General features: G+C 51.3%; 15 protein-coding genes. 6 read left to right on the forward strand and 9 right to left on the reverse strand.

Going from position 1 to position 21861, the window contains the following annotated elements; genetic code table 11:
* Positions 1-61 precede the first annotated feature (61 nt).
* From ACEVG1_RS09320 to ACEVG1_RS09335, 4 genes are read right to left on the reverse strand one after another with little or no spacing between them, the layout of a single operon-like run.
* Entirely contained in the window at positions 62-1363 is a 1302-nt protein-coding gene (locus ACEVG1_RS09320; RefSeq protein ID WP_374743394.1) for a hypothetical protein, read from the reverse strand.
* A 24-nt stretch (positions 1364-1387) separates the two neighbouring features.
* Positions 1388-4558: a GH92 family glycosyl hydrolase gene (locus ACEVG1_RS09325; protein WP_374743395.1), complete on the reverse strand. Its 3171-nt coding sequence runs from the start codon at positions 4556-4558 to the stop codon at positions 1388-1390.
* 14 nt (positions 4559-4572) lie between these two features.
* Entirely contained in the window at positions 4573-6153 is a 1581-nt protein-coding gene (locus tag ACEVG1_RS09330) for a RagB/SusD family nutrient uptake outer membrane protein (RefSeq protein ID WP_374743396.1), read from the reverse strand.
* Positions 6154-6171: 18 nt separating this feature from the next.
* The gene (locus ACEVG1_RS09335) at positions 6172-9219 is read right to left on the reverse strand and encodes a SusC/RagA family TonB-linked outer membrane protein (RefSeq protein ID WP_374743397.1); all 3048 of its coding nucleotides are present in this window, start codon (positions 9217-9219) and stop codon (positions 6172-6174) included.
* Positions 9220-9456: 237 nt separating this feature from the next.
* On the opposite strand from ACEVG1_RS09335, the gene ACEVG1_RS09340 reads away from it, so the two are divergent.
* Positions 9457-10206 (forward strand): GntR family transcriptional regulator, encoded by a 750-nt coding sequence (locus ACEVG1_RS09340; RefSeq protein WP_374743398.1) that lies wholly within the window; start codon positions 9457-9459, stop codon positions 10204-10206.
* Between the two features lie 40 nt (positions 10207-10246).
* On the opposite strand, the gene ACEVG1_RS09345 is transcribed toward ACEVG1_RS09340, so the two are convergent.
* Complete coding sequence (locus ACEVG1_RS09345; protein WP_374743399.1) at positions 10247-12103, reverse strand: glycoside hydrolase family 2 protein; 1857 nt, start codon at positions 12101-12103, stop codon at positions 10247-10249.
* Positions 12104-12375: 272 nt separating this feature from the next.
* Here ACEVG1_RS09345 and ACEVG1_RS09350 point away from each other — a divergent pair, with 272 nt between their 5' ends.
* The 3 genes from ACEVG1_RS09350 to ACEVG1_RS09360 all read left to right on the forward strand — a co-directional run bounded on the left by ACEVG1_RS09350 (position 12376) and on the right by ACEVG1_RS09360 (position 15193).
* Entirely contained in the window at positions 12376-12720 is a 345-nt protein-coding gene (locus tag ACEVG1_RS09350; protein WP_374743400.1) for a hypothetical protein, read from the forward strand.
* A 157-nt stretch (positions 12721-12877) separates the two neighbouring features.
* The gene (locus tag ACEVG1_RS09355; protein ID WP_374743401.1) at positions 12878-14518 is read left to right on the forward strand and encodes a SulP family inorganic anion transporter; all 1641 of its coding nucleotides are present in this window, start codon (positions 12878-12880) and stop codon (positions 14516-14518) included.
* A gap of 12 nt (positions 14519-14530) precedes the next feature.
* Positions 14531-15193, forward strand: a complete 663-nt coding sequence (locus ACEVG1_RS09360) for a carbonic anhydrase (protein ID WP_374743402.1) — start codon at positions 14531-14533, stop codon at positions 15191-15193.
* Between the two features lie 49 nt (positions 15194-15242).
* Here the strand turns inward: ACEVG1_RS09360 and pruA are convergent, their stop codons facing one another.
* Positions 15243-16877: an L-glutamate gamma-semialdehyde dehydrogenase gene (gene pruA / locus ACEVG1_RS09365; protein ID WP_374743403.1), complete on the reverse strand. Its 1635-nt coding sequence runs from the start codon at positions 16875-16877 to the stop codon at positions 15243-15245.
* Positions 16878-16997: 120 nt separating this feature from the next.
* Between pruA and ACEVG1_RS09370 the strand changes: the two genes are divergently transcribed.
* Complete coding sequence (locus ACEVG1_RS09370; protein ID WP_374743404.1) at positions 16998-18407, forward strand: glycoside hydrolase family 140 protein; 1410 nt, start codon at positions 16998-17000, stop codon at positions 18405-18407.
* 7 nt (positions 18408-18414) lie between these two features.
* Here the strand turns inward: ACEVG1_RS09370 and ACEVG1_RS09375 are convergent, their stop codons facing one another.
* Positions 18415-19248, reverse strand: a complete 834-nt coding sequence (locus ACEVG1_RS09375; RefSeq protein ID WP_374743405.1) for a DUF3667 domain-containing protein — start codon at positions 19246-19248, stop codon at positions 18415-18417.
* A gap of 310 nt (positions 19249-19558) precedes the next feature.
* Positions 19559-19768, reverse strand: a complete 210-nt coding sequence (locus ACEVG1_RS09380) for a hypothetical protein (RefSeq protein WP_374743406.1) — start codon at positions 19766-19768, stop codon at positions 19559-19561.
* A gap of 156 nt (positions 19769-19924) precedes the next feature.
* Here ACEVG1_RS09380 and ACEVG1_RS09385 point away from each other — a divergent pair, with 156 nt between their 5' ends.
* Positions 19925-20854, forward strand: a complete 930-nt coding sequence (locus tag ACEVG1_RS09385) for an Rpn family recombination-promoting nuclease/putative transposase (RefSeq protein WP_374743407.1) — start codon at positions 19925-19927, stop codon at positions 20852-20854.
* 33 nt (positions 20855-20887) lie between these two features.
* Here the strand turns inward: ACEVG1_RS09385 and ACEVG1_RS09390 are convergent, their stop codons facing one another.
* Positions 20888-21475, reverse strand: a complete 588-nt coding sequence (locus ACEVG1_RS09390; RefSeq protein ID WP_374743408.1) for a helix-turn-helix domain-containing protein — start codon at positions 21473-21475, stop codon at positions 20888-20890.
* Positions 21476-21861: the final 386 nt, after the last annotated feature.

Here is a 21861-nt window from a genome sequence, read left to right on the forward strand (position 1 = left end):
ACAGCGAACCGTTGGGGTCAACGACCCGTGCCCGCCATTGCAGCACATTTACCGAAACAAATCAATGATTCGCGGCAGCAAACTCCTCAAACAAAACGATGGCATCATAAAGCACCCCCGCAGCCCCACGGAAAGTTCCCGAGCCATTAGGCAGATTATCTACGGTATACCACTCATAGAAACCGTGGTTGTCAACGGCACGGCGCAGCATGGGTTGTACCTGTTCATACGCTTCGGCCATGAAACCGTAATGGATAAGTTGTTGAATCATCCGGCCGCCAAACCAATCCCAGTCGCCCCCATTCTGATAGCCATAAGGGTACATGCCCTTGTTTTTAAAACTGCCTTCGGGGTAAGTGGGATATAAGGTGAGCCCGATGGTTGCGGCACCGGATTGCTGGACGTTGGCCACCATCCGATCAAGCGCTTGCTTTACCTGTGCTTTTGATAACAAGCCCGCCTCGATGGCCACGGCCGTGCCCCCATGGTAGTAGACTTCCATTTCATCGAATCCATCGGGAAAGGGCGAACCATCCAAGTAGATGTGCGGGATGAACTTTTCGCGCTCGCCATCCCATAGATGGGCCATGCAGCGCGTAGCAATCTCGTCACGGATCGCGCTCCACTTCGGCCGCATATCCGGGCGTAACTCCATCAAATTGTCAAGCGCAATCAAAAACATGGCATTATCATAGATATCAATGGCGTAATGCGTACTGTCGGTGAGGTAAACACCCCAGGGATGTTCGGGTTGCACATCTCCCCAATCGGCCGTGGTAGCACCCCACAGCAAGCCGTAATTCCGGTCGTACCGATGCGCCATCAGGAAATCCATGGCCCGCTCCATGCGCCGGGCAACGGTTTGCCCGCCCACGGTATCGAGCAAAAAGGCATTATCCCCACTGCTCGCGATGTATTTGTACACCGCCTGCACCAACGAGCTTTCCTGGTCGGTCTCGACCGTATTCTTATGCCCGGCATAATGGGGTTCCAATGCGGAATAGATATAGGCATATCCAACACTTGCATCCTGGGCCCTATCCTTGGGGACAAACCCGTCGACGATGTTGCCGTCTTCGCCCTGGAGACGGAAAAACACGCGGAGATTTTCCTTGATGGTTTCAGCGGGGTGTAGCTCGGTGGCCAGTGTAATGAACGTATTGTAATCGCGGATCCATACCTCGGCATATCCATCGCCCGCGTTGAATCCCGAGCCCACGGTGGCCTGCGCCATGGATTTAACCGTTTGCATCAGCGTATCTTTGCTGATTTGAGCGGCCAACGCACGGTCGGCCTGCGAACGGGGCCCGCATGCGGTTATACCGAGCCCTACTGACAACATTAAAACTAACGCACTCTTCATTGTATATTCGTGTTTGCGTATTTCTTACTTAGTTGCATAATTGCTCACAGGTGGTGAGACTGCTGCACCCCAATCGGTGTTTGGTTCTGGTCCCATAACCAATTCAAGCTGCCCACCTTTAAGCAATTCGGATGCGGGGAACCAGCAATTCTCCAACGGCTTCCCATTGAGCCGAGCCTGCTGGACATAACGGTTTTTCTTAGAGGTGTTTTTAGCTATTATGGTAAAGCGTTCCCCCCGTCCGAAGCGCTTGCCAAGGTCGATATCCACACGCTCAAAGATGGGGCTGCCGATTTCGTAGATGGGATTTTCCCGGGCACCGCCGTCTATCTGGAATAACCCCAGTGCACTCATCACGAACCAGGCGCTCATCTGGCCCTGGTCTTCATCGCCGAGGTAAGCATTGGAAACGCCGTACCCATAGTAGCGGTCCATGATGGCCCGGCTCCAGTGTTGCGTAAGCCACGGTCTGCCCACCCAATTGAATAAATAGGCAAAATGCATGGACTGTTGGTTTCCCTGTACCACGGGGTAATCCCAGTATTGGTCGTTGGGGCCGTTGAACCGCCATTTATAGCTTTCCTCAAACCCCCATTGCAGCCGGCTGATGAACGTGTCCCGACCGATGAGCGTTGCCAGCCCGGGGATGTCCTGCGGCACAAAATAAGTCAACTGCCATGCATTACCTTCCACATAGTGCTTATTAGCACCCGATTTGAACGGATCGAAATCGGGGAACCAATTACCGGCAGCATCTTTCATACGGGCATACCCTGTGGCCGGGTCTATGGCGTTGCGCCACCATTGGCCCCGTTCCTGAAATTGCCGGTATTCGGCCTGCTTTCCCAGTGATCTGGCAAACTGGGAGACTGTCCAGTCATCATAGCTGTATTCCAATGAATTGGAAAACCTGCCTTCGTCATAAGGCACATAGCGGTGCTTGAGGTAAGTCACCAAATCGCGGTTGCCCGCCAAACCGCCGGCCACGCGTTCGGCAGGCGTGGTTTGCATTTTGTAGACGGCTTCGAATGCTTTCTGGGCATCAAAATCACGGATACCCATTTGGTATGCGCCTACAATCAACGGGATTTCATGCTCGGCGACCATCACCGGGATATACTCCATTCCGGCAGGCCCCTTGGCCAGCCAGCCGTTCGCATCATACATGGCCAGTTGGGAGCGCACCCAACGGTTCGACCATTCGGGCGTTACTAAATTCCAGAATTGGTTGAGGTTCCAAAAAGTATTCCAAAACGCATCACAGCCCAACGCTACATCATCTGGATTACTGAACTGTTGGACGCGTTCGTCCGCATCCCGCCATTTTCCGTCCACATCGCTGAAGATGTTCCGGCTGGCCAAACTACGGTACATGTTCGTATAGAACCGCATTTTCTCCCGACGGTCGTTACTGGTTACCGCAACACGCGCCAGCAGATCATTCCACAGGTCGCGCTGGTGCTTGCGCACGGCATCGAAGTCCCAGCCGAATGGTTTTGAAATCTCCGTCGCCAAATTAGCTGCGGCATTGGCTGTGCTCACATACGAAATAGCGGTACGCACCTGAACGATGGGTGACTGCTTCGTATTGAACTCGACATACATCCCCGCGGTTTCTATGGCCGTTGCATGAAGTTCGCCCTTGGTTTCAACCTGCCCATCCAACCAATTCCCCGCGCGAAGAATGGGCTGGTCAAATTCCATCACAAAATAAACGGTATAGGCTTGGTCGGCATCTTTTGACCAAACCCCAGGGGACAATTGCTTGCTGTATCCTTCCAACCGATAGGGAGACACTTGTTTCACATCCAGTTCTTCCACTTGATAGCCGTATTCTGCCGGAATGGTAAAATCGACCATCACACGGCCTGTGTCGGCATCGTGGTAGGTGTATCGTTGCAGGCTGGCGCGGGTGGTAGCCGTCAATTCCGCGGTGATGTCGTAATCCGTTAAGTGCACTTTATAGTAACCCAGCGGAGCCTGCTCGGAATCTTTATCGATCCGCGAGCGGTAACCCGAATCGGGATCGGACTGGTCCCCGATCTGCGTGGTCAGTACGCCGGTTACCGGGAAGGTGCCCAACCCGGCCATTGTCCATTCGTGGATATGGCTGAAGGTACCGATCGACTCGAACGTGGGGTCATAACCGGCCTGCCAGCCGCGGTTCTGGTTGTCGGGACTGATTTTCACCATACTGAACGGCATCCATGGGCCGGGAGCGATCATCCAGCGCGAATGAGCGGTACCCATCATGGTATTCACGTAATCGGCGGGCGTAATCAACGGCTGGGGTGTGCGTTCAATTTTGCCTCCGCCGATTGCCTCACCATCCAGAAACAATGCGTAACGGCTGGTTGTGCGGGAAGCTACGTGGGGCATGGGCACTTCAAAGCCATATTCGCCACGCTCGATACGCTCACTGAATGCGACCTTACCATCAATCTCGACCGTAAGCACGGGACTGTTCTTCACATGGGCCACATCGATGAGCAGGGGCTGATGGTGCCGGCCATCTTGCGCCACTTCATATTCGGCCGCTGCCACCCGCTTTACCAAGGCATCGCCCGGAGTGGCGATACGTGCATCCGAGGGACCCTCCAGGCGGATGTTGTCAAACACCGACCAGCCACCGATGAGCGTGGTTAACCTGATCTCATTATACCCGGCCTTTATGCTGCCCGCCGGTAAATCGATCACGACATGCTGGGTGTCCGCAGGTGTATACGGTCCTTTGGGTTCTTCCCTCCCGCTTCCGCCGCTCAATTGGTGGGTCCACGACTGGTTATTTACCGTAACTTTCAGTAAGGGCGGCGCCTGTTGTTCCGTATCGAGGATAGCTACGACTAACTTGCAAGCCCCATGCGGCGGGATTTCGTTCATCACGAAATAAGCTTGAAGGACGTGTGAGCGTATCCCGGCAGTTCGGCCCGTCCCGCCCCAGCCGTTGGCCGGGCCGGGCAGCACGTAAGGCCAATCGCTTTCGGGCGAAGAATGGCCTACGAGAAAAAAGCGGTCTTCGTAACCGAAATCATGCCCCACGAATTGGGTATATTCACCCGGCGCAAGCGCCATACCCTCCGGCGAACCGTCTTGCTGCCCGATTTGCCAGATGGTATGGTTTTGGCCGAAAGCGAATTGGACCATCGACCACAGGACCGCGGCCAAGACGCTTGATAAACGCATCGTTTTCTTCATCTACTAACCTCCGTTTACTCGGTGTAACCCGGATTTGGTTCGAGCGCAGGATTACGCTGTATCTCATCATCCGGAATAGGGTACAACAAATGGTCTTCCGTATAAGTGGCCTCAAAAGCGTTGCGATGCCCCACTACATCCACGAAGTTGATCTGCCCATTGTCTGTTACCGGGAATTGCCGCGTGCGCTGTATATCGAACCAGACGTGGAATTCAAAAATCAGTTCACGCAACCGTTCCTTCCATACTTCGGCCACGAATTGCTGTGGCGTTAAACCGGCCAAACTCGCTTTGACCTGTTCGGCCGACTGTTTCCAATAAGCACGTGCCCGTACCTGTGATAAGTAATCGACAGCCTCAGCCGTGACCCCTTCGGATAGGGCGATCGATTCGGCAGCGATGAGCAGTACATTGGCATACGTGTAGATGGGTAAGTCCTTTTCTGACGTCGCTGTTTCAAATGCGGCCTGTTCGTCATACCAAAGATACGGAGCTTCCTGGAAATTGACTACCGTACCGTTTGCCCGCGTAAACGAAGAATGGAAATATTGCTTCTCCTGTCCGCGCAAATCGTCGGTCGGGCTATAGGCAGCCAATAGATCATCTGTAGGCGCATAGGCATTGTTGGCGATGGCGTATTCCAATTCGGGGGAAATATTCGTGGGGAACGCCCACTGCGCGTACCCCGAAGTAGCGATACCTACCGTATACTCGAAATAATAGATGTGTTCGTTGGGTAGGTGATCGGCCAACCGCGCTTTGTTGTAGGCACTCGCCGTAGGAATAACGTTCCCCGACCCATCCCGGTCGTGCGGCGTAAGGCTAAAGACACCATCGTTGATTAATGAGCGGGCTTGTTGGGCCGCATCCGCGTAGTGGTTGGCTTGGAGCGGATATCCGCTCATGGTAAGGTAAACCTCGGCAAGCAAAGACTTAGCGATGCCATGGGTGATGCGGTTCCCGTTGCCGTCCATGGTCGTGTTCGGCAGGATACCCGACTGCACGGCATATTGGAGATCCTCCACGATCAAGGCATATACATCGCCAACAGCCGCACGTGCCACATAGAGGTTCTCCAAGCTTTCATAAGGCTCGGTGATCAACGGTACGCCGCCAAAGAAACGGACCAGGTAATAATAGTTCAATGCCCGGAAAAACCGCGCTTCCGCCTGTAGTTTATTGGCTTCCGCCTCGGCCAGACCGGGCGTTGTGGGTACATATTTGATCGCGTTGTTCGCCCGTGATACGCCGAGGTAAAGATCCCGCCATATCCCGCCGAGATAGCTCGACATGTTGACCGCATTCATGGTTAATTGCTGGGCGTGCTGCACATGCACTTCCTGCCCCTTATATTCATTATCGATCAGCCCCGACGTGTAGGGGCCAAACATGATCCGGGAACCGGAATACACCCCTCCGCTGAACAGCGAAGGCAAGCCCGACCGGTAAAGCGCATTGACAGCGTTATAGGCATGGTCAGGATTTTTGAAAAACTGGCTGGGGGCTATCTCATCTTTCGGTATTTCCGTAAGAAAATCCGAGCAGGAAGTTGCCAACGCCCCAACTGCAACTATAATGGTGATTAACTTCTTCATAATCTCGTATGTTATCGTTTAAAATTGGAAACTTGTGCCCAAGGTGAACGTGCGTGGATTGGGGTATTGGTGAAAGAAAATATTCTGCCCCCACTGGTCTCCTCCCCACGAGGTCGCTTCGGGATCGTAGCCCTTAAAGTCGTCCGATTTGATGAGAAACGCATTCTGCACACTCGCGTAAATACGCAGACCTTTGAGATTGAGTCTATTGAGCGACACGCCGCCGAAGTTATACCCCAACGAGATCAAGTTGCCCCGGATATATGATCCATCAGCTACCCAATGATCGTCCACCTCACTGTTCTGCCCCGTATAAGGGCCATTTCTGATCTGCTGGATCATGGTGTTCTGGTTATCTTCGGTCCAGCTATCGTAGAGAGTGGCCGCCAATCCGTTGGAGTAACCCGTACGGTCTTCCATGGAATGCGTGAATTGCTGGAGGATATCCACCCCGAACACGAATTGGACATCCACGGTGAGGTCGAAGTTTTTGTAACGTACATTGTTTACGAAACTGCCCATCCAGTCGGGAAGCCCGTTACCGATGATCTGCCGTTCGCTGCTCCGTTTCGCCACACCCGGTATCGCGCCCACGGCCGCTGCTTCGTCAGCTTCGTCCGTTCCCCAGATGCCCAAGCGCCGATAGCCCCAGAACGAGCTGAGCGGCTCGCCCACACGCAGGATGGTTTGGCTACCGGATACCCAGTTCGGCCCCGGGAAGATGTCTTCATCGTTTTCACCCAGCGCCTCAATGCGATTTTTGTTGAAGTTGAAATTGAGCGTGGACTGCCAGCCAAAGACATCATTGGCCACGGGCGTACCGCTTAGCATGAGCTCTATCCCCCGGTTGGAGACCGATCCGATATTGTCCCGCACACCCTGGAAGCCGGTTGAAGTGGGCACGGGCTTATCAAGGAGCAGGTCGGTAGTGAGCTTGTAATAATAATCGAAGCTCGCATTGAGGCGTCGGTTGAACAATGCGAGGTCGAAACCGACGTCGAACTGATTGGTCTTTTCCCATTCCAGGTTGGGGTTGGGCAACCGGTTGATATAGCTTTGCGATACGCGCGTACCGTTGAGCAATGTTGTACTGGTAGATATCGTTCCGAGCGACTGGTACGTTGGGATTTCCGTGTTCCCGGTGATCCCGTAGCTCGACCGGATTTTGAGTTCGTCCAGCCCTGCGGCATCGCTCAGGAACGGCTCTTCTGAAAGCACCCATCCCAGGCCCGCCGAAGGAAATATTCCGTACTTATTATTCTCGCCGAACCGGGAGGAGCCATCGACGCGGCCCGTCACGGTAAGCAGGTACCGGTTCTTGTAGCTATAACTGCCGCGCAAGAAGTAAGAATTCATGGCCCACTTATCGTGCGAGGAACCGGGTGCGCCGGGCTGGCTGGCCGATTGGATGGCGTTGAAGCGGAAGAAGTCGTCCGCAAACCCCTGCGCGGTAATCCAGTTACCTTGGTAAACGCGCTGCTGCCAGCTTAAGCCCAATACGGAGTTGATGCGGTGATCGCCGATTTCCGTATTGTAATTGAGGTAGGTTTCCTCTTGCCAGTAAAACGACTGCTGGTTTTCCAACCGGGCGGAGCCCAACGGTGCCGAAATATTGATCAAGTCAGTGGGACTGTACTCTTGGATATTCGTATCGTGCTTGTCAAAACCAAACTGCGTGCGCAAGTCCAGTCCCGGCAGTATGTGGAATGTGAGGTAAGCATTGCCGAACAGTTGCTGCCGCTTGCGGATACGATCCTGCGTCTCCAGCACATGCACAGGGTTGGGTATGGCTTCGAGGCCGTACAGGTCGGTGATCATACTGCTATTGGACCACGTGCCATCCGGGAATTTGACAGGGAATATCGGTGGCATCTCCAGCATGGACCGCCGGGGCATCTGGTGGCCCCCACCTTCTTCCGTTTCATTATCGCGGGTGTAATTAGCCAATAGATTGACGCCCAGTGACAACCAGTCTTTCGGCTTCGCGTCATAGGCAACTTTGCCATTTATCCGCTCCAGATCGCTGCGGAGCATAATACCCTGCATGTCGGCATAGTTGAGAAATGCGCCGAATGAAGAATTGTCGCCCTTGGTCTGCACGGAAAACTGGTGGTTATGCGACATCGCTGTCCGCGTAGCCTCCTCCTGCCAGTCCGTATCGTACAGGGGGTTGCCCTGTGCATCGAATAGCCGCGGGTCGTTGCGCGTGAAAGCGGGTATGTTGCTGGTGCGGTATTTCGAGTGGTTGGCAAACCCGCGTTCCAGCACTTCCATAAATTCGGCAGCATTGAGCACGTCGAGTTTACGGGGCAACACGCCCACATTCATGAACCCTTCGTATCCCACGATGGTTCCGTTGACACTAGCCCCCCTCCGGGTGGTGATCAGTACGACGCCATTCGCACCCCGCGCACCGTAAATGGCGGTGGAGGAGGCATCCTTGAGTACTTCCATGCGTTCGATGTCATTAGGGTTGAGAAATTGAATGTTTTCCATCACGACACCGTCGACAACAAACAATGGATTGGATGACGAGTTGATGGTGCCCAGTCCACGGATGAGGATACGCGGGCTGCTTGTCGGCGACCCTGAATTTAGAAAAACATTTACACCTGCAACCCGCCCTTTCAGGCCCTGCAAAGCATTTGTGACGGGGGCCTGCAACAGTTCTTTACCCGACACCAACCCCACCGAGCCGGTCAGGTCGGATTTCCGCTGTGTACCGTAACCGACCACCACCACTTCTTCCAGTTGCTGATCGACAGGCGACAGCAATACATCGATCGACTGACCAGCCGATACCGATACCTCCCGGGTTTCGTAGCCAAGGTAATTAAAAACAAGGATAGCGCCTGTTGAAGGCGCTTCGATACTGAACCTGCCCGACTGATCGGTGGTGGTGCCTGCATTGCTTCCTTTTAATGTGACGCTTACACCTTGTAAGGCCGGATTGTTCTGCGATGCGTCGGCCGACCGGACCGTACCCGTAGCCGTGAACGTGTCCTGTGCATGGCCCATCCATGGCAACAACGCCAGCATCATGGCAAAAAAACACGCGAATCGCATACTTTTTGCTTTTAGGATAATTAGATTTTGTACCATAATTCACAATAATTGGTGATTTAAAAGAATAACTATGTATACACATAAACAGGATAGTCAAAATGATTTCGGAATACATCTATATAAAACTCATAAAACCAATATTATATAACAATGTCTATATGTACATACATACAAATGTATGACTTTGTTTTAAAACACCAAATCATTTTTTTAAATTAGCTTACATTTTTATCCATTATGGCAAAATTGAACTTCAAGATCGATCATAAGAGCCCGATCCCATTGCACGTACAAGCGGAAAACCTGCTACGCAGACTAATCGAGACCCCGGAATACCAAGAGGGGAAACTGCTGCCCAATGAAGTTGACCTTGCCAAGCGGCTGGCCATTTCGCGGGCCACGCTGCGGCAGGCCATCAACAAGCTCGTTTTTGAGGAGTTGCTGGAACGCAAGAAAGGGGTGGGTACAAAAGTCGTTAAAAAGCGCTTCAGCTCGCGCTCCAACAACTGGCTCAGCTTTTCGCAGGAGATGGCCGCCCGGGGTATTCCGGTTAAGAATTTCGAGCTCCATATTTCCTGGGAAACCCCTAACGAGGGGTTAATGAGTTTCTTCGGTATCAGCCCGGATCAGAAAATCCTGAAGCTGGAGCGCGTACGGGGCGGACTGGAAGGCCCATTCGTTTACTTTATTTCATATTTCCACCCACGCATCGGCCTTACCGGCGATGAGGATTTCAAACGGCCATTGTACGACATCCTGGAGAACGACCACCATACCGTGGCGGATTTATCAAAGGAAGAAATCAGTGCGATGGTGGCCGACAAATTCCTTGCGAACAAATTGGACACCCAAGTTGGCGCCGCTATACTTTTCCGCAAACGGCATGTTTTTGACCAAGCCGACCGTCCGCTGGAATTTAACTTGGGGTATTACAAAGCGGACAGCTTTATCTATACCGTAGAAAGCAGGCGGCAAGGCGCACGCTGACCCTGTATGCACCCTGCTGCCGTCATTACTGTTGCTGCAATCAATCGACCTTTACGCGGTACAATTGCTGGTGCCACCCGTTCAATTCCGCTTCGGGCATCTTTACCACTTCACGGTCATACGTCATCAACCCGTTGGTTTCCACTTCCACATCGGTGGTCTGCGTATATACGGCAGCGGACAGACCCATGGGTATTAAGCGGGCTAGGTCGTTGACCAGCCCGCGGTAACGGCGCTTCAGCTCGTCTACATTCTTAAAGCTTTGGTACCCCCAATTGTCTTTATTCTGCCAGGTATGCCCCTCCACAGGCAGTCCCAATCCGCCAAACTCACCGAGCACCAAAATCTGCTTGTCGCCATACAATTCAGGGCGCGGCATCACCGCATCTGGATAGTTGTGGATATCTATGATATGCCCGGTTGGGAAGAAGTTGCCGCCGCTCGCACTATTCACCAAGCGTGAGGGGTCGTAAGCCACCGTCCACTCGGTGATTTCCTTGGTTTTGAACTGCCCCCACGCTTCATTGAAAGGCACCCATACCACAATGCTGGGAAAGTTGTGCAGCGCATCCATAATGGCTTTCCATTCCTTGCGGTAGATGGCTTCCGATGCGGCACTACGGTCCTTATCGTGCTGCCGTCCTGACGTGATACCCGGTCGCATATCCCAATGGTTGCCGCCCAGATCGCCACTCGGCATATCCTGCCATACCAGCATGCCCAGTTGATCGCAGTGGTAGTACCAACGGGCCGGTTCCACTTTGATGTGCTTACGGATCATATTGAAACCCATTGCTTTGGTCTTCTCCACGTCAAAACGCAAGGCTTCATCCGTAGGAGCAGTATATAATCCATCCGGCCACCAACCTTGATCGAGTGGCCCGTACTGGAACACGAATTGATTATTGAGCAGCATCCGTTGGATACCGTTTGCATCTTTGCCCATGGATATCTTGCGCATGGCAAAATAAGAAGCGGCTTCGTCGACAACCTTCCCTTTGCGCAATACGGCCACCTTGAGGTCATACAGCGCCGGTGATACCGGCGACCACAGCTCAGCATTGCTAATCTTCAAAGTGGCATCCGTACCAACAGCAACCGTCTCTTCAGCGACTTTCGCACCCTCTTTCCATGCGGATACCTGCACTTGGTCGCCTTCGCGCGCATCTGCCACCGTGGTTTGCACCGAGAGGGTGCTGTTGTCGATATCCGGAGTGTGCTTGGTGGCGGTAATGTGGGTTTCGGGCACTCCTTCTAACCATACCGTTTGCCAGATGCCCGTAACGGGCGTATACCAAATACCGTGTGGCCGAACCACCTGTTTGCCATTAGGTTGGGGGCCGTCATTTGTAGGGTCCCATACGCCCACAACGATTTCCTGTTTGGCACCTTTTGCCAAGTGTGGGGTGATGTCGATGGAAAAAGGGTCGTATCCGCCTTCATGCGCACCAGCCTTCTGGCCGTTCACGTATACCTCGCATTGCCAATCGACCGCACCGAAATGCAAGAGGACCCGCTGTTTGCGGATTGCCTTGTCGATCGTAACGGTCTGCTTATACCAAAGGGTGCTGTCCTTTCCAACTGTTCTGCCCACGCCCGAAAGCGCCGACTCAATAGCAAAAGGCACCAGCAGTTGGCCATCGTAGTTGCCGGGGGCAGCGCCCAGCTTACCCGCCACAATGGCATAGTCCCAAAGGCCATTCAGGTTTTGCCAATGTGCGCGCACCAATTGCGGTCGCGGATATTCGGGCAACGGTTTCGCCACATCGATGTGGGTAGCCCAGGGCGATTTGATTTTGTCGCCCGCGGGCCGCCACGACGGTGATTCCTGTGCATTCAGCTGTCCAAGCTGCATGCAGGTGAAGAAGAAAAGGAAGGAATAAATCGTTCTCATCATTGTATCTGTGCTTATTGTTGGTGTACTTTTTGCGAAAATACGGACAATGCTACGCAAAATAACAGACAATTGCATATTTTTCATTCGGTTGTTCTTCTCACTATTTCCAATACATAACCTTAGCAGCAACGCATGCCGGCCCAAACCCTCTTATGCAAGCGTGCGTTCAACAGCTCCCCTGTTTATGTTATTTTTTTGTAACTTTTTAACGTGTCCCACACAGAAAATGCCATTTTTTTCGTTTTTTTGTAGCAAACGGCAGGTAATATTAGATGTCCACCGCGATAACAAGAGAAATATACGCAAAATTATTCTTCGCCATCTTCTTTGCGAAGATGGCCATCTCCACTGCCCCTATTTTTGTACACGGTTTTGACAAGGAGGCGTTGTTACAGGTTGTTTTACAGCTCGAAATAGAAAACAACAATGGTAAATCCGGACTGGGTGACCCTGTGAAGGATATTTTTGCCAAAGGTTATTTCAAACTCGCAAGTGCAACCAGCCTCCAGCCGCCGGCCGACTACACGATCGAAGCAAATTTCGTCACGGACGACGCCCGGCACATCCGTGCTTTTTATCCATCTGTACCCACCCCGCCTCCAAACGGCCTCATGTAAGCCTCTATCCCATCAGTCGATGGGCCATTTGATGAGTAACCATTTACACGTAATTTCAATGCCTATATGGTCGTGCAGTAGTATGCATACCTAAAGCAACCTTTCGTGTACAACGGTTACAAAATGAACAACTTACGATTTACACATATTTACTACTATGTTTGGTACACGTACGTCTGCGTTCTTGAAATTATCAAGGCGCGACTTGAAATACGATTTGCCGGCGAGTGTTGTGGTTTTCCTTGTCGCCCTGCCATTGTGCTTGGGGATAGCGTTAGCCTCTGGGGCTCCCTTATTCGCCGGATTATTAACAGGAATTATCGGCGGCATCGTCGTCGCTTCACTCAGCGGCTCTCAGCTTAGCGTAAGCGGGCCTGCGGCCGGGCTCACGGTCATTGTATTGGGCGCCATTGAACAGTTGGGTGCCTTTGAAACCTTCTTATTGGCCGTTTTGCTGGCTGGATTAATCCAGCTCGCATTGGGCATCATCCGCGCAGGGATGATCGGCAACTATTTTCCATCGTCGGTCATCATCGGCATGCTGGCGGCAATTGGCATCATCATTATACTCAAGCAGCTGCCCCACGCAGTGGGATATGATTCCAGCTTCTTTGGGGAAGAGAGCTTTGTTCAGCTGAATAACGATAATACGTTTTCTGCGCTGCAGAAAGCCTTCGGCGCAATCAACTACGGCGCCTTCATCATCTGTGCGATTTCGTTGGCCATTTTGATCGTGTGGCCAAGGTTCAAGAAATTGACCATTATACCAGCACCGCTTGTAGTGGTTATTTTGGGTGTACTGTTGGGTCTGCTTTTTGTTGGCAGTGGTTTCGAGCTGGCTCCGAATCACCTTGTCGTTATCCCCGTCGTCAATTCCTTCAATGAATTTTTAGGGCTCTTCACCTTCCCCGATTTTACCCAGATAGCCAATCAGGATGTGTGGATGGCAGCGATTACGATAGCGATCATTGCTAGCTTGGAAACGCTGCTCAGTTTGGAAGCCGTGGATAAAATAGATCCATTCAAGCGGGTCTCCCCTACCAACCGGGAGTTAATGGCACAAGGCGTGGGCAACATGACCTCTGGCTTGTTGGGTGGCTTGCCGCTAACAGCGGTCATTGTACGTTCGTCTGCCAACGTAAACGCGGGCGGAAGGTCCCGGCAGAGTGCCATGCTTCATGGATTATGGCTCATCCTGGCCGTGTTGCTTATTCCCGCCATCATCAACCTCATCCCCCTCGCGTGCTTGGCGGCCATCTTACTCCATACCGGCTACAAGCTGGCGCAGGCATCCACGTTCAAACGCATGTGGCACAAGGGATTGGATCAGTTCATCCCGTTTATGGTAACCATCGTCGCGGTGGTATTCACCGATCTGCTCACCGGTGTGGGTATCGGCCTATTGGTAGCCATGTTCTATATCCTGCGGAACAATCTTTCCAACGTATTTGAATTTACAATAAAAGAAAATGAGGAAGGAGCCAAAATAACCTTTACCTTAGCCGAAGAAGTGACATTCCTTAACAAGGCGGCGATACAGAAGGCGCTATACGGCCTCCCCCGGCGTATAAACGAAATCATCATTGACGGATCGCAGAGCCGCTTTATCGATAAAGACGTGATTGAAGTCCTCCGGGATTTCGAGCAACACGCGGTAAGCAAAGGGAATTCTATCGAGCTGGTGGGCATTGTAAACAAGAAAAACGTCCCCAATATCAGGCGCTTTACGCAAAGTATCCTGCAAAACGATTCATTGAAACGCAGGTCGGTAAAACGACCTTCAAATACAATCCAATAATTATAATAAGCTATGTTCAAAAAACAATTAAATAACCCCGAATTAAAAGCGAGTTTCGAAAAAATCCTTGCCGGCAATGCCGAATGGGTCAAACAAGTGGAAGAGGATACCACCGGCAAATTAAAACAACTAGCCGAGGGGCAAAGCCCCGAGTTACTTTGGATCGGGTGCGCGGATAGCCGCGTACCGGCCAACCAGATCACTAACACACAACCGGGCGAGGTTTTTGTGCACCGCAATATCGCCAATATGTGCGTCCATTCGGACATGAATATGCTCAGCGTGCTTGACTATGCGGTAAACGTATTGAAAGTGAAACACGTCGTGGTAGCCGGACATTACGGGTGTGGAGGTGTAGCGGCCTCGTTGAGCAGGCAGCAATTCGGCATTATAGACAATTGGCTTTGCCACATCAAAGATGTATACCGCTTCCATAGCGAGGAGATTGACGCCATAACGGATGAAAAGCAAAAGGTAAACCGACTGGTTGAACTCAATGTGGCCGAGCAGGTTTTCAACCTGTGCACCACCTCCATCGTGCAGAATGCATGGAAAGAGCGCAACGACCTGGCCGTACACGGCATGGTCATCGACATCGCCACTGGCAAATTGATTGACCTCGATATTACATTTACGGATAGCGTGGGGTTGGGCAAAGTGTTTGCCTATAAATAAACAGCTCGAAAGCTAAGGGCGTCTGCCAATCGGTAGACGCCCTTCCTATTTATTCCACTCCTAAGAACGGATACCGGTAGTCCGTTGGCGGGTCGAACGTTTCCTTGATGGTTCGTGGCGATACCCAACGCAGCAGGTTAATCATGGACCCCGCCTTATCGTTGGTACCCGAGCCCCTCGCCCCGCCGAATGGCTGCTGGCCTACCACAGCACCCGTACATTTATCGTTGATGTAAAAGTTGCCCGCCGCATTGCGCAGTGCGTGGGTCGCTTGGCTAATGGCGTACCGGTCTTGTGCGATTACCGCCCCGGTGAGTGCGTATATGGACGTGCTGTCGATGACTTTCAGCGTTTCTTCCCATTTTTCATCGCTGTATACATACACGGTCAGTACCGGACCGAATAGCTCTTCGCACATCGTTACGTAATCGGGCCGTTTGGCCTCGATTACCGTGGGGTGGATGTAATACCCTTCGCTCTTGTCGTACGTGCCGCCCACCACAATCTCAGCATCGCTGTCTTCCTTCGCCTGGTCAATGTATTTCGCCAGTTTATCGAACGATTTCTCATCGATGACCGCATTGATGAAGTTGGTGAAATCGTCCGTTGGGCCGATTTTGAACGACTTAACATCCGAAATGATCAACTCCTTCAACTCCGGCCACAGCGATTCGGGAATGTATACGCGTGAGGCCGCCGAGCATTTCTGCCCCTGGTACTCAAACGCGCCCCGCACGATAGCAGTTGCCGAGGCCTTGATATCGGCGGATGGGTGCACCAATATAAAATCCTTCCCGCCCGTTTCGCCCACAATACGGGGGTATGAACGGTACCGGTGGATGTTTTCGCCAATCGTCTTCCAGATGTGCTGGAATACAGCGGTAGATCCGGTAAAGTGAATCCCAGCAAAATCGGGATGCTTGAAAATGACCTCACCGGCCGCCGGTCCATCCACATACACCAAGTTGATAACGCCGTCTGGTACGCCCGCTTCGCGGAATACCTCCATGAGCACATTGGCCGAATAAACCTGTGTATTGGCCGGTTTCCACACTACCACATTGCCCATCATCGCAGCAGAGGTGGGTAGGTTGCCCGCTATGGCGGTGAAGTTGAAGGGGGTTAGTGCAAACACGAACCCTTCCAACGGCCGTTGCTCCACACGGTTCCAATTGCCCCTTGGCGAAACCGGTGGCTGCTGCCTATATATCTCACTCATGTACTGTACATTGAAGCGCAAAAAGTCGACAATCTCACAGGCGGAATCAATTTCTGCCTGGAATGCGCTTTTTGACTGCCCCAGCATCGTCGCCGCATTGAGCTTATACCGATAAGGGCCGGCGATCAGGTCGGCTGCCTTCAGGAATATGGCCGCGCGCTGTTCCCAGGGCAGATTTTCCCAGTCTTCCTTAGCTGCCAACGCGGCATCGATGGCTGCTCGTACGTGGGTTTGGTCACCTTCGGAATAGTACCCCAAAGTATGTTTGTGCTGGTGGGGGGGATGGATGGAGATCTTCTGGTCCGTACGTACCTCCTTGCCCCCGATATACATCGGAATGTCTACTTCCTGGGCGAGTGCGGCCTGGATGGCCTGCTGCAACAGTTTACGTTCATTGCTTCCCACGGCGTATGACAAGATCGGCTCATTGACCGGATCGGGTACATTGAAAAATCCTTTTAACATTGTTCATTCATTTTGTGTGATGCTACAAAACTACCAAAACCCGGAAGACTCTGCAATTTATTTGGCGCCTAATCCCGGCACCGTCGTAAAACTTTAGCCAAAAGTTACTACTTTTACGTTATGCGTCCACTCCGCTCCTTGTTATTGGCACTGGTTGCTGTTACCATCGCACTAGCCACCCACGGTCAGGGTAATTGGCCGCATGGCCGATTGACCGTCGCACCCGATGGCCACTACCTGCAATATGAAGATGGGAGCCCGTTTTTCTGGCTCGGTGATACCGCTTGGGAGCTGTTCCATCGCTTGACGAAAGAAGAAATCATCCGATACCTCGACAACCGGATGGAAAAAGGATTCAATGTAATCCAGGCCGTGGTACTGGCAGAAATGGACGGGCTGTACCGACCCAATCAATATGGTGATATCCCATTGATTGACCAAGACCCCGAGAAACCGAATGAATCGTATTTCCAGCTGGTGGATTACGTGGTTCAATCGGCTTGCGATAGAGCCCTCTTCATCGGATTACTGCCGACATGGGGCGATAAGGTGACACGTATGTGGGGTGGTGGGCCCGAGGTGTTCACAACCGAGAATGCCTACAAATATGGTCATTGGCTCGGCCAGCGCTATATGGAAAAGGAAAACATCATCTGGATACTGGGCGGCGACCGGCCGGCTATCCACGATTCGGTGGATACCCGCCCCATATGGCGCGCCATGGCACGGGGTATTCTCGAAGCTACGAGTGGCAAGGCCCTTATCTCTTACCACATTTCGGGCGGCGCGTCTAGCTCGCAGCAGATCCATGACGAACCGTGGCTACACATAAACATGATGCAATCCGGCCACGGGTCGGGCCACGACGTTCCGGTATGGGACTGGATAACACGCGACCGCGCCATGGTGCCCACCAAGCCTACGTTGGATGCCGAACCCAACTACGAGGACCACCCCGTAAACCCCTGGCCGCAGTGGGACCCCGAAAATGGATATTTCGATGATTACGACGTACGCAAACAAACCTACCGCTCCGTATTTGCAGGCGCATGCGGTGTAACCTACGGGCATCATAGCATTTGGCAGTTCTGGAGCGCACGGGAAGAAAAAATCAACCATGCGAACCGGTACTGGACCGAAGCGCTGGATCGACCGGGGGCTTTCCAGGTCGGCTACTTGCGGCAGCTTATCGAGTCGCGTCCATCTGCCCACCGCATACCCGACCAAACCATCATCGTAGACGGACAGGGAGAAAAGGGACAGCATATCCGGGCGTTTAGGGATGATGCGGGCAGCTACCTCATGGCCTACATCCCACAGGGGCGCACCATCACCGTGGATGTATCGTCGCTAAAAGCCGGGGCATTACGGGGCTGGTGGTTCAACCCCGCCACGGCACGGACCATCGACATGGGCACGCTAAGCCATACCCGCCCTTTGGAACTGACAACGCCCACACAGGGTTTCGGCAACGACTGGGTATTGGTGATCGATCATAAAGCGGCAAGATATTCCATTCCTGAATTTTAGAAGGTCGTCACATCCGCCAATAGGCTAGATAGTAAGTAAACGCAATCGCCCATTCACGGAGAAAATGTACGCCAATCGAAATCAAAAAGGCGAGCGAAATTGCAGCAAACCATCGTATGGCGAATACCTTTTTGATAGCCAGCAAGGTATATGGATAAACGCAAAGGGCAAATAGCGTCAAGAAAACCCAACCATCTACCGTAGAAAACAACGGCGCGCCGGTAAGCCATCGCCACCCAATACCGACGATTTCCAGAAGAATCGGCACTACCGTAAAGAATAAGAAGAAATAGCTCCAAAAATGCACGCTGTACACGAAATGTTTGACGTAATAATTCCGCTTCTGAAAGAGAAAAAACACCATCGTCAACATCGCGAAAACCGGTATCAGCCAAAAGAAGAGCGATTTTTGGGCACCCTCAAGCAACGTGTTGAAACGCAAGGTACCCGCTGCCTCACTCAATTGCATCAGTGAAGCCTTTGCAAGCACCCGCTCTTCCAAACCAGCCACGTAATAATCGGCCGCGCTTAGCTTATTCTGCGGCAAAACGTACCGGTAACCGCCGATAAAGAATAATATATTGAGCCAAACAAACATCGTTATTGGTTTGATATGGCTGTTTATACGACCCTCAACGAATTCATTGGTTAGATACCCCGGGTTAAAAACTAACTTGGGGATGTCTTTGAACAACTTGAAGTCAAAATGGGAAAAATCCTTAAATACGCCGACGACAAGACGCTTTAAGGACCAATCATCCAACCGAAAGGCCTTTTGGCCACAAGAGGAGCAATACTTACCTGTTAACGTATGGCCACAATTGGTGCAGGTTTGTCCCATGGTAATCGTCCATTGTAATTGTAAGGCGTAAACTTAAATAAATCCGCGGCAACTTGCAATTGGCCAAGTAGAAAAACACGCCGCTACTTGAGTTGGGGAATGACTTGTGAAGCCAGACCTACACCTGTGGCCATCTAGGTCTTAGTGGAACCTAGTGTTTACAGGAACCCAAGAATACACCGTTTTAGGTATTGCCAGCCTGATTATTCGCAGATAGCTTTGCCCTATGCAACGATGGTTCCTTAATCATCTTCATAACTATTAACTGTTTCTATTTATTTGCCATTACTATGGAAAAACTACTTTTAGATTACCGCTTCGGTCCCTGCTTATACTTCATGGGCGAGGTTTTCTCATCCTTCACTAACCACCCTTTTTCAACTGCCGCGTTCAGCGTGCCGGTGGCACTGGGGTAATTATAACCATAGGTGTTGCGGCAATGCTGCTGTACTTCGGGCACATCTCGCGGAGTTTTGAAATACCCCGACGGGATCAGTTCCTCTTCCAATAGGTCAATCAACTTCGGGTCTTTGAACAGTTTTAGGTAGGCGTCTGAGCCGTGTGCCTTGTGGAATTTGATGAGTTGCGCCTTTAGTTTTTCAGCGGAGGGAAGAGGTTTGTCGAAGTTGAAGAAGGTAGGGAGGGCGATCTTCGTCAGATTATTTTATCTTTGCCTATGACCAAATCTCAGCAACCTAGTGTAGGCAAGTTCATTGATCCGCTCTTGGACTTCAGCTTTAAGCGGATATTCGGTACGGAGCCTAACCAGGATCTCTTAATTGCCTTTCTGAATGGCGTCTTCCATGGCCGTAAGGACATCAAACGTTTAGTCTACAATAAAAATGAACACGTGGGTGATACTGATGAGCTTGGTAGCGTCATTTTCGACCTCACCTGTACAGCCAGCGATGGTGAGCAATTCATCATCGAGGTGCAGCGTACGGCCCAAATTAACCTGAAACGCCGGATGCTGTATTATGGAAGTAAACTGATTTCCGATCAGGCTCCCAAAGGCAGGCGGAAAGAATGGGATTACGCGATCCCCGAAGTATACGTCATCGTACTCATGGACGGGTTCGCCATGCCCGGCGGCGGCCATGACGACCGGTACCTGCACGATATTTGCTTGTGTAACAGGGATACGGGCGAAGTTTTTTACGATGACCTTGGGTTTATTTACCTAGAGTTACGTAACTTTGCCAAAGAGGAGTCCGAGTTGGAGACAGATCTTGATGGTTGGTTGTATGTGCTGAAGAACATGAGCAAGCTGAACAAGATACCGCTCTATCTACGGAAGCCGATTTTTGAAAAGCTATTCAATATTGCTGAATACAGCAAATTGACAAAGGAGGAGAAGGAGATGTATGATACGAGTCTGAAACGTAAGTGGGATACGGCCGGTGCGCTTGAATATGCCCGCAGGGAGGGTGAAGAAAAAGGAATTGAAAAAGGATTTGAGAAAGGTGCCAAGCAGAAGAGCTACAATGTGGTAGCCAATCTTATACAGCAGTTGGGCTTTGATGATGCGGCTGCGGCCGGAGTAGCGGAAGTCTCGGTTGACTTCGTGCGCAAGGTTCGTGCTGATTTAGCCAAGAAGAAGAAATAGCGGAGACCTACAGTTCTTTCTTTCACTTCTTCCTCACGTAGGCAAACACCTTCTTTTTCGAGACCTTGCCCCCTTGGTTGTTTTGGTGGTTTCTCTTTTCTCCAATTCCTTATCTACGTATTTCGCCAACAGCTCATAAAGCCTCCCCGACTCCAGGATCAGGTCATGATCCCTGGCAAAGTCAGTTATCATCTGCCCCACGAGATGCTCAGTGTCAAAATAGTTGGTTTTTAGCACGATATGGGCGATGGTGTCACGCTCGTACTTCCGGGTCTGCTCGACCGGCTTTTGGGGCACCTCTTCTTCCGACCGGAAATATCCAAGACCTTTCCCTTCGTATTTTTTGTAGAAGGCTTTTATGGTAGGTTGATTCTTAAGGTTCGCGGGTAATGAATTATCAAACGCAAAGAAATGAGACAAATCGATTCTAAAAGGTTTACAGATTTTATCTAAAATTTCAGCTGAAATTGGCAGTGTGGCACTGTAGTAACTTTTTATCGAACTCCTTCCTATGTCACAAAGCACGGCCAGACCTAACAAGGTTAATCCAGAAGAACATAATAATTCTTCGATTCTAGAAGTTATTTTTTGAGCTAATACTTTGTTGACTACTTTTCCCAAAATATGACTAAATAAAATTCATACATTTTTTACTAGATACTTTTTGGTTTTTACACACAGTTTATTTTTTGTCATGAAATTATTTGTGTAAAAAAAGACAAGATTCAATTCATTTGTATTCCGGGATATAGTATGCCGGAGCTGATAAAGAGATAGTTTCAATTTTTAAGAAGAGGTATTACTTAAAGTCTTACACCCCGTTCTCAAGCCGAGTGGTAAGGCAGCAGAATTATACCCCGACACGATCAACAAATAGCACTTTTTATAGAGGAATATAGCCAAAATCGCTTAGCAACACAACTCTTTGGACCTAAAAGTCGCAGCCTTACTTTACCGGCGAGAAATTCCATACAACCCTTGGCTTGGCAATCCTTTATTGGTCAAAA

Source organism: Parapedobacter sp. 2B3 (assembly GCF_041925275.1).
Taxonomy (GTDB): Bacteria; Bacteroidota; Bacteroidia; order Sphingobacteriales; family Sphingobacteriaceae; genus Parapedobacter; species Parapedobacter pyrenivorans_A.

What these genes read in the sequence shown, in the direction of transcription:
- ACEVG1_RS09350 (WP_374743400.1), top strand. Translation starts at nt 12,376, where the DNA reads ATGTCCACCGCGATAACAAGAGAAATATACGCAAAATTATTCTTCGCC.
- ACEVG1_RS09325 (WP_374743395.1), bottom strand. Translation starts at nt 4,558, where the DNA reads ATGAAGAAAACGATGCGTTTATCAAGCGTCTTGGCCGCGGTCCTGTGG.
- ACEVG1_RS09375 (WP_374743405.1), bottom strand. Translation starts at nt 19,248, where the DNA reads ATGGGACAAACCTGCACCAATTGTGGCCATACGTTAACAGGTAAGTAT.
- ACEVG1_RS09335 (WP_374743397.1), bottom strand. Translation starts at nt 9,219, where the DNA reads ATGCGATTCGCGTGTTTTTTTGCCATGATGCTGGCGTTGTTGCCATGG.
- pruA (WP_374743403.1), bottom strand. Translation starts at nt 16,877, where the DNA reads ATGTTAAAAGGATTTTTCAATGTACCCGATCCGGTCAATGAGCCGATC.
- ACEVG1_RS09360 (WP_374743402.1), top strand. Translation starts at nt 14,531, where the DNA reads ATGTTCAAAAAACAATTAAATAACCCCGAATTAAAAGCGAGTTTCGAA.
- ACEVG1_RS09385 (WP_374743407.1), top strand. Translation starts at nt 19,925, where the DNA reads ATGACCAAATCTCAGCAACCTAGTGTAGGCAAGTTCATTGATCCGCTC.
- ACEVG1_RS09345 (WP_374743399.1), bottom strand. Translation starts at nt 12,103, where the DNA reads ATGATGAGAACGATTTATTCCTTCCTTTTCTTCTTCACCTGCATGCAG.
- ACEVG1_RS09330 (WP_374743396.1), bottom strand. Translation starts at nt 6,153, where the DNA reads ATGAAGAAGTTAATCACCATTATAGTTGCAGTTGGGGCGTTGGCAACT.
- ACEVG1_RS09370 (WP_374743404.1), top strand. Translation starts at nt 16,998, where the DNA reads ATGCGTCCACTCCGCTCCTTGTTATTGGCACTGGTTGCTGTTACCATC.
- ACEVG1_RS09340 (WP_374743398.1), top strand. Translation starts at nt 9,457, where the DNA reads ATGGCAAAATTGAACTTCAAGATCGATCATAAGAGCCCGATCCCATTG.
- ACEVG1_RS09320 (WP_374743394.1), bottom strand. Translation starts at nt 1,363, where the DNA reads ATGAAGAGTGCGTTAGTTTTAATGTTGTCAGTAGGGCTCGGTATAACC.
- ACEVG1_RS09355 (WP_374743401.1), top strand. Translation starts at nt 12,878, where the DNA reads ATGTTTGGTACACGTACGTCTGCGTTCTTGAAATTATCAAGGCGCGAC.